The organism is Flavobacterium glucosi, assembly GCF_048286535.1.
Classification (GTDB): Bacteria; Bacteroidota; Bacteroidia; order Flavobacteriales; family Flavobacteriaceae; genus Flavobacterium.
The window spans coordinates 19,762-28,328 of sequence record NZ_JBLVPK010000012.1 but is presented as its reverse complement, the minus strand read 5'-3'; the positions used below and the strand labels follow the sequence as shown (position 1 = coordinate 28,328).

Below are 8,567 nucleotides of genomic sequence, written 5' to 3'. Positions count from 1 at the left end.
GCTTGGCTTGGTTGAGGATTTTGTTTTCTCTTAACGCTTCTGGATGCTTTTTTTTGTAGTCATAATATCCTATTTTAGTTATCTTCGTAAGATAATCAAAATCAACAATGGTGCTACGGAAGGTTTAGTTCAACAGCTACTACAACGGATTTGAGCAATAGGCTTAATGAAAAAATTGATTTTGTATTTGTGATGATTTGCTTCGCCTGTTCGCTTTCTTTCGAGTAGCAAATCCGAAAACAAGGCTTAATTTAGTCCCACACCTAACTAAGTACTTGTAAACTAGTTCATAGCATAAAAAAAAAATCAAAAAAATGAAGAAAAGTATAATCTTATTGATTTTGGCTACAACAGGACTTTTTTCCTGTAAGCAAGTTAGTAAATCAACGCCCCATACTGTTAGTATAGAAACTTTAGATTCGGCAAAAAACGTCAAAAGTCAAAAGCCATCGGCTAAGCATAATGAAAATAATTTTAATACTAAATATGAATATACTGAGTCTAACGGCGCACGCCTAATAATACAAAACAGCTTTCCAAAAAGTGGAATAAACTACACTGATCCCAATGGCAAGAAATATATTTATGCTGTATTTTGGACTCAAATAATCAATGAAACAGTTAATCCTTTTGAATTGACAATTAATTTTCCTACAGATACATTTGAGATTCCATCTTCATCGGGCAACTATATGAGATTACTTCTTCCTTCCGACACAATGACAATTGATAAAGAAGCGTTTTATGATTATGGTCTGACAATACAATCTTTTTTAGATAATAATCGCCATAAATCGTCTTCGTTGAAAAGAACTATTCATCCAAAAGATTCAAGTGCTTTTTATGTTGTGACTCTTTCTAACCGTGGAGTAAACGGTACCATACGAACAGGACTTAGCTTAAGAGGGCAAAATCTTTTTTATAGAATTAACGACAAGGAAATTCAGTGCGGAGAGATTAATTTAAAAAATTTGATATTACAGGAATAAAGTAAGAATCGAAAATAATTATGAAGTCTATCGCAGATGCCAAGTCATAGTAGAACATCCATACGAAATACTAAACGCCAATGGGATTTTCATTAGATAATGACTAAGAAAACCATCTAACATGCCTGAACTGATGTTGATTTAATTTTTCTCCGGCTACAGCCTACGCCGAATTTTCAACCTGATTAACCAAAACCACTAAAACAATATTTAAGAATTAATACATTTTTTTTTAGTGTTCTAACTGTTTTTTAAGGCTTCTTTTCTTTTGAGAATGAGAAAGCTACTTTTCTTAAAAAAGAATTTTAATTATAGTTTAAATCTCATATATTTACTTTATAATTAACAAAATTAGGTTCGTTTAGAGGTTTTTAGACGAACTGACGTTAGGCGTCACTCTAATACAACTCCAAATGTAACAACAAACAGGAAATGAACAACACCACTAATCACGATGAGCGTATTGCGAAAATGACATTCACTTCGGTATATCCTCATTATCTCGCAAAAGTGGAGAAGAAAGGTAAAACGAAAGAAGAATTACATCAAGTAATTGAATGGCTCACTGGTTATGATGACAAAAACCTTCAAAAATACATTGATGAAAAAGTAACCTTTGAAAAATTCTTTAAAAATGCTACAATAAACCGTAACGCTCAACTCATAACTGGTGTAATCTGTGGCTATCGGGTAGAAGAAATTGCAAATCCATTAACACAACAGGTACGCTATTTAGACAAGTTGGTAGATGAATTAGCAAAAGGAAAGGCTTTAGAAAAAATTTTAAGAAAGTAAACCATTTAACAACTTAAAAAATTAAAATTATGGCACTTATCAATCCTCACATTAACTTCAACGGAAATGCCGAAGAAGCATTCCATTTTTACAAATCAGTATTTGGTGGTGAATTCGCAAAGATTATACGTTTCAAAGACATAGCATCCCAAAACTTCGGAACTGAATTTCCTGTAGCAGCAAACGAAGCAGAAAAAATAATGCACATTGCTCTGCCCATTGGCAAAAATATTTTAATGGCCAATGACGTTCCAGAAAGTATGGGTCGAGTAAATGAAAACGAAAACAGATCTAAAATAGCGATTAGCGCAGCAAGTCGTGAAGAAGCTGATAAGTTATTTAACGGCCTTTAAGCAGGCGGAAATATTGAAGTGCCCATTACCGACAGTCCTTGGGGTTCCTATTTTGGAATGTTTAGAGACAAATTCGGTATTGAATGGATGGTGGATTTTGACCCAAAAAATAACGAAAGAGTATAAGCAAATAATGAAGCCTAACAGCCGTTTCTAGCTACCCAATCACACAGGGGAACCAACATTGTTCGCGAAGTTTTGCAAACAATCCCTACACTAAATAACACAAAAAAAGCTAGGAGTAATTCATGGCTTTTTTGTGTTTTAAATCTCCTGTATTGTCTTAAAAAAGCGGATCTATTTAGTTTTAATCTTAAAATAGATTTACTCCTGACATAGCAACAAATCTTAAAAAATCACTTGTTAATTCAATTTAATTAACTAATTTTAAATGAGTTACATTTAAAACTCATTTTTAAATATTGAGAGCACTACTATTTAATTTTTATACCGTACGACTATGAAAATTTCTTTAGAAAAAAAAATAATTATTGGATTCATCCTCAATCTATTCGTTGTTTTTGCTATAGCTTGGGTTTTTATTTTAAGGATTGACAAACTAAGAAACCAAGCTTTGGATAGTTCATTAAATTGGATAGAAATTGCATTAATCATTCTTTCCATTGTTTTATTGACCGTTGTTTATTTTATCATTCGATCCCAACTTCGGGCTAAAAATCTTTCTCAAGATTTGCTCATGGAAAACAAACAATTGCTGCAATCGATTATTGACAATACGTTGAGTCCTATGTTTATCAAAAAAATAAATGGCGAATATTTATTGATAAACAAACAATTTGAATCTTTATATAAAATCACAAACGAAGAAATAACAGGCAAAACGGATCATGATTTTTTACCGCCTTCGATTGCTGATGCCAACCGAAATTCTGATTTTGAGGTTGTAAAAGCATTAAAAGAATTAAAAACCGAGGAAACCATTCAACAATCTGACGGCATACACACATACATTGCCGTGAAATTTCCTATCTACGACGCCACAAAAAGAATTTATGCCATCGGCGGGATTTTTACTGATATCTCCGAAAGAAAAAAACTGGAAGAATCTTCTAAAGCCGCTGATAATTTTTTTAAAATGTCAGTAGACATGATGATTATTTCCTCTATAAATAAATTCATAAAAGTGAATCCGGCAGTCAGTAAAATTTTAGGATATTCAGAGGAAGAACTACTGAGTAAAAGCTTTCTGGAATTTACACATCCCGATGATATTGAAATCACACAAAAAGAAGTCACTAAACTTCAATCCGGAGCTCCATCAATAAAATTCGAAAACAGATATATTTGTAAAGATGGTTCGATAAAATGGCTTATCTGGTCTGTATTTCCTGATGTTTCCACTGGATTATTGTATGCTGTTGCCAGCGACATCACCGCTCAGAAGGAAATTGAGAACGCACTAAATGTTGCGAATACATTTTTCTACATGTCCTTTGATATGTTTGTCGTCATTAAAAATGAAAAATTTGTAAAAGTAAATCCTGCTTTCACAAGAATACTGGGTTACGATCAAAGAGAAATAATCAATAAGCCCTTTTTAGATTTTATTCACCCTGAGGATGCACCAATTTTCATGAATGGCATCAAGAAACTACAAGTCAGTGACTCCGTTATCAGTCACAGAGTACGGGAACTGCTAAAAGACGGCTCTTACAAATGGTTTGATTGGACTAGCACAATTGACATTCAAACAGGAATAATTTACGCCGTGGCAAGAGATGTTTCTGAATTGATTAAAAATGAAGAATCCTTGAAGATTGCAAATATGTTTTTTGACATGGCATTCGACATTTTAACCGTAGCCAAAGACAATCATTTCATCAAAATTAATCAGGCATTCACAAAAACCCTTGGGTATAATCAAGAAGACATGGATCGGATTAAGTTCATGGACTTAATTCACCCTGACGACAAGAAAACTGCGGGAGATGTGCTGGAAAGACATTTAAAAGGAGAATCAATTGTTAATTTTAGAACGCGGTTTCTTTGTAAAGACGGTTCGTATAAATGGATTGATTGGAATAGTAATATGGATCTTCAAAACGGAGTTTTTTATTCTGTAGGGCGAAATGTCACGGAACTAGTAGAGCTCGAAAACGAACAGCAACTAGCCATAGATAATCTCTATGAAAATGAAGAAAAATTACGATTAATAGTTGAAAATATCAGTGAGGGAATTATTGTGGCAAATGCCGATAAAAAAATAATTATGGCCAATAATATGGCCAATGCCATTTTTGGAATTGAAGAAGACGACAAAATATCAACGAATTTAAGCAATCATTTCGAGCTTTATTTTCCTGATGAAAAAACTATTTTCCCTTCGCAAAACTTACCTATGGAACGCGCACTAGGTGGAGAAATAACTACAGATGTTGAAATAATTCTTTGGAATCCAACGGCACAAGAAAAGAAAAGAGTGCTCATTAGCGGAAGGCCTTTAGTCGATCAAAATAACAATGTGGTCGCAGCGGTAGTAACGATTAAGGATATTAGCAAATACAAACAAATGGAGGAAGATTTAAAAGAATCCGAATCAAAATACCGCCAATTAATAGGATTTAGAAAAGGTAATACGGATACCATGATTTAAGCCTTAAACGATGCACTATAATTTACTTTTTAGATTCTCTTTAACTTCACCCAACCATTCATTTTTCAAAATACTTAATATGATACTGTCGCGGCGAACTTCACTTCCCAGAGTTGGCATGTGATTGCGCATTACTCCTTCTACTTTGCAACCGATGCTTTTCATCGCCGCAATACTTCTCACGTTATTGTTGTCAGCACGAAACTCAACACGTTCCATTCCTAAAGTTTCGAATGCAAATTGCAATAGTAAAAATTTACAATGTTTGTTTAATCCTGTTCCACGAAACGCTCCACCGTACCAAGTATAGCCCAATTGGAGTGTTTTGAATTCTAAATTAATATCACAAAAACGGGTACTCCCAGCATATTTTCCTGATTTTTTATCAAAAACAATAAAGGGAAATTCCGTAGTGTTTGCTCTTCCTTTTAAGGCTATTTGAATGTATTTAACTAAATTTTCTTTCCCATTGGCCTGAACTAGGGAATACTTCCAAGTCTCCGGTTCCTTAATGGAAATTTCCAATAGATTTTCAACATCCGATTCCTGTAAGGGACGCAGTAAAACCGTTTCGTCTTCCAGGATGGTATTTTGAAATAAAGTTATGCTCATATTTATGTTTATTTATGCGTGAAAAAACTCAAAATCCTTAACGCTCTTTTTTTTATTAAAAGTGATTAATAGCGCCCTAATTAAAAAAAACATCTATTTTGAATCTCTTTATTCAAATATTAAAATCAAATTTCGATAGAAGAACGATATCAAATCAAGTCGTAAATTTAATACAAATCTCTAAATTTAACTTCTTACCATTTAGTCATTTATTATTTTTATTTTCTTAATTTCGTTATCGGTAGCAAAAAATTAGTTTGCCTAAATAAATGACTACGAACTTCCATTTTAAAAATTAATTCATGAAATCAATCTCGTTTTTAATCCTTCCTTTCATTTTTTTTACTGCATTCAGTTCTTATTCTCAAAGTAAAACGGATAAATCAAAAGAGTTTAAAGTAGCATTTGAACAGTTCACCCTAGAAAACGGACTGCATGTAATATTGCATATTGATCGATCTGACCCAGTAGTCGCTGTTGCTTTGACCAGTCATGTGGGATCTGCCAGAGAGAAAGTGGGTCGCACCGGATTTGCGCATTTGTTTGAGCATTTGCTTTTCTTGGAATCTGAAAACTTGGGTAAAGGAGGGCTTGATAAAATGAGTGCCCGTATTGGTGGGGCTGGTGCCAATGGGTCTACCAGCAGAGATCGTACTAATTATTTTCAGACGGTTCCTAAAGATGCATTAGAAAAAATGATTTGGGCCGAAGCCGATAAATTAGGCTACTTTATCAACACGGTAACAGAACCGGTTTTAGCCAAAGAAAAACAGGTCGTTAAAAATGAAAAAAGACAGAGTTATGACAACAGACCTTATGGACACAATTTTTCTGTTATCTCTAAAAATTTATACCCGGCAACGCATCCGTACAGCTGGGATGTCATTGGTTCCTTGGAAGATTTACAAAATGCCACACTGGAAGATGTAAAAAGTTTCTACAACCGCTGGTATGTGCCAAACAATGTTACACTTACTATTGCCGGAGATTTCGATGTTAAACAAACCAAAGCTTGGGTCGAGAAATACTTTGGAGAAATAAAACGTGGCGAAGCAATTCCTAAAATGGAGAAACAATCGGTAACATTGACAGCAACAAAAAAACTGTATTATGAAGATAATTTTGCCAAGTTACCGCAACTCACACTGACTTGGCCCTCGGTTTATGAATACCATCCTGACAGTTATGCTTTGGAAGTTTTAGCCAGTTATCTTTCAAAAGGTAAAAAGGCACCCTTGTACAAAACCCTCGTAGAAGAAAAAAAATTAACTGATGCCACTGACGTTTTCCAATACAATTCAGAAATTGCAGGTCAGTATATGCTGAGTGTTACTGCTTTTGAAAAAACAAATTTGAATGACGTAATGAATGGCGTAAACAAAGCTTTTAAAAACTTTGAAGCCGAAGGAATTTCACAACAGGATTTAAATCGAATTAAAGCTGGACAAGAAACTGCTTTTTACACAAATCTATCCAGCGTTTTAGGAAAAGGATTTCAACTGGCACAATATGAAATTTTTGCAGGAACTCCGGATTATATCAATCAAGATGTGAAAAATATTCTAGCGGTAACTACCGAAGATGTGATGCGCGTGTATCAAAAATACATCAAAGGAAAACATTTTGTGGCCACAAGTTTTGTCCCAAAAGGGGAAGCCAATTTAATCTTGGTTGGCTCAGTATTAGCAGCCGTAGTTGAGGAAAAAATCATCGAAGGCAAAGAAGATGCATTTGATGCCAGCATTGTGGCAACATATAAAAAATCGCCTTCTAAATTTGACCGAACTGTTGAACCCGCTTATGGAGAAAGCCCTGATGTCATATTGCCATCGGTGTGGAAAAGCAAATTGTCTTCCGGTTTAAACGTTTTAGGGATTGAAAACCATGAAGTGCCTCTTGTTCAATTTCAATTGCAGATTAAAGGTGGAATGTTACTGGAAAACAAAGATAAAATAGGTGTTTCAACCATGATGGCGGAACTGATGACAAAAGGCACCAAAAACAAAACTCCGGAGCAACTGGAAAATGCTATTGAAAGTTTGGGAGCAACCATCAAAGCTTATGCAACTGACGAGTCTATTTTTATCTCAGGAAATACCTTAGCAAAAAATTACAATGCTACAATGGCGTTAGTTCAGGAAATAATAGTACAACCTCGCTGGGACACCAAAGAATTTTATTTGATTAAACAAAGTACTTTAAGTCAAATTACACAACAAAAAGCTGATCCAAATAGTATTGCTCGAAATGAGTTCAAAAAATTAATTTATGGAAATGAATCTATTTTATCCAACAACCGCATTGGGACCGAAAATTCTGTGAACAGCATTACGATTGATGATTTGAAAAATTATTATACTAAAAATATGGCTCCGTCTGTTTCTGATTTTCAAATTGTGGGTGCTATTTCAAAAACGGATGTGGCTAATTCATTAGCTACTTTAAATAAAAACTGGGAAGTTAAAAAAGTTACGGTTCCTAAAATAACAACCACGAATACCGTTGCATCATCCAAAATTTATTTTTATGATGTTCCGGGTGCAAAACAATCGGTTATCCGAATTGGGTATCCTGCTCTTGCCGCTACGGATGCTGATTTTTATCCCGTTCAAATCATGAATTACCGTTTGGGTGGTGGTAGTTTTGCCTCACAATTGACGCAGGAATTACGTGAAGGAAAAGGATATACGTATGGTATCAATTCTTCCTTTAATGGTTCTATTAATAAAGGTCCGTTTACTATTTCCAGTGGCGTACGTTCAAATGTAACCTTTGAATCCATTAGTTTGATAAAAGAAATTCTTTCGAAATATGGAAAAAACTTCAACGAGAATGATCTTGATGTGACGAAAGGATACTTAATAAAAAGTAATGCGAGAGCATTTGAAACACTTTCGGCTAAACTGGAAATGCTGTATGACATTAGCAATTACAAATACGCTGATGATTATGCGAAACAACAGGAAAACATTGTAAAGAAGATTACTATTGACGCCATAAAAAAGCTTTCCGAAAAGTATTTGAATGCTGATAAAATGATTTATTTAGTGGTGGGTGATGCTGAAACACAGTTGAAAAAGCTGGAGCAAATTGGTTTTGGAGCGCCAATTCTTTTGAATAAACCAGCAGTAAAATAAGTTGGTTTTAAACTAATTTGGGTTAAAAATCACTGATTGTCTTAGCCCAGATCGAAGTGAAAATCCC

5 protein-coding genes and 1 pseudogene are annotated in these 8,567 nt (G+C 34.3%); 5 read left to right on the top strand and 1 reads right to left on the bottom strand.

Annotated elements, in window-relative coordinates:
- Positions 1 to 314: 314 nt before the first annotated feature.
- From ACNQGD_RS14905 to ACNQGD_RS14890, 4 genes and pseudogenes are all read left to right on the top strand, one after another.
- Positions 315 to 989 carry a hypothetical protein gene (locus ACNQGD_RS14905; protein WP_417999834.1) on the top strand — a complete coding sequence of 225 codons (675 nt, stop codon included), beginning with the start codon at positions 315 to 317 and terminating at the stop codon, positions 987 to 989.
- A 432-nt stretch (positions 990 to 1,421) separates the two neighbouring features.
- Positions 1,422 to 1,784: a DUF2200 domain-containing protein gene (locus tag ACNQGD_RS14900; protein WP_417999833.1), complete on the top strand. Its 363-nt coding sequence runs from the start codon at positions 1,422 to 1,424 to the stop codon at positions 1,782 to 1,784.
- 29 nt (positions 1,785 to 1,813) lie between these two features.
- Positions 1,814 to 2,263: pseudogene (locus ACNQGD_RS14895) on the top strand (VOC family protein).
- 334 nt (positions 2,264 to 2,597) lie between these two features.
- The gene (locus ACNQGD_RS14890) at positions 2,598 to 4,751 is read left to right on the top strand and encodes a PAS domain S-box protein (protein ID WP_417999832.1); all 2,154 of its coding nucleotides are present in this window, start codon (positions 2,598 to 2,600) and stop codon (positions 4,749 to 4,751) included.
- Between the two features lie 15 nt (positions 4,752 to 4,766).
- On the opposite strand, the gene ACNQGD_RS14885 is transcribed toward ACNQGD_RS14890, so the two are convergent.
- A complete protein-coding gene (locus tag ACNQGD_RS14885) occupies positions 4,767 to 5,363 on the bottom strand; it encodes a GNAT family N-acetyltransferase (RefSeq protein ID WP_417997359.1) in 597 nt (198 codons plus the stop codon).
- A 302-nt stretch (positions 5,364 to 5,665) separates the two neighbouring features.
- Here ACNQGD_RS14885 and ACNQGD_RS14880 point away from each other — a divergent pair, with 302 nt between their 5' ends.
- The gene (locus ACNQGD_RS14880) at positions 5,666 to 8,500 is read left to right on the top strand and encodes a M16 family metallopeptidase (protein ID WP_417999831.1); all 2,835 of its coding nucleotides are present in this window, start codon (positions 5,666 to 5,668) and stop codon (positions 8,498 to 8,500) included.
- Positions 8,501 to 8,567: the final 67 nt, after the last annotated feature.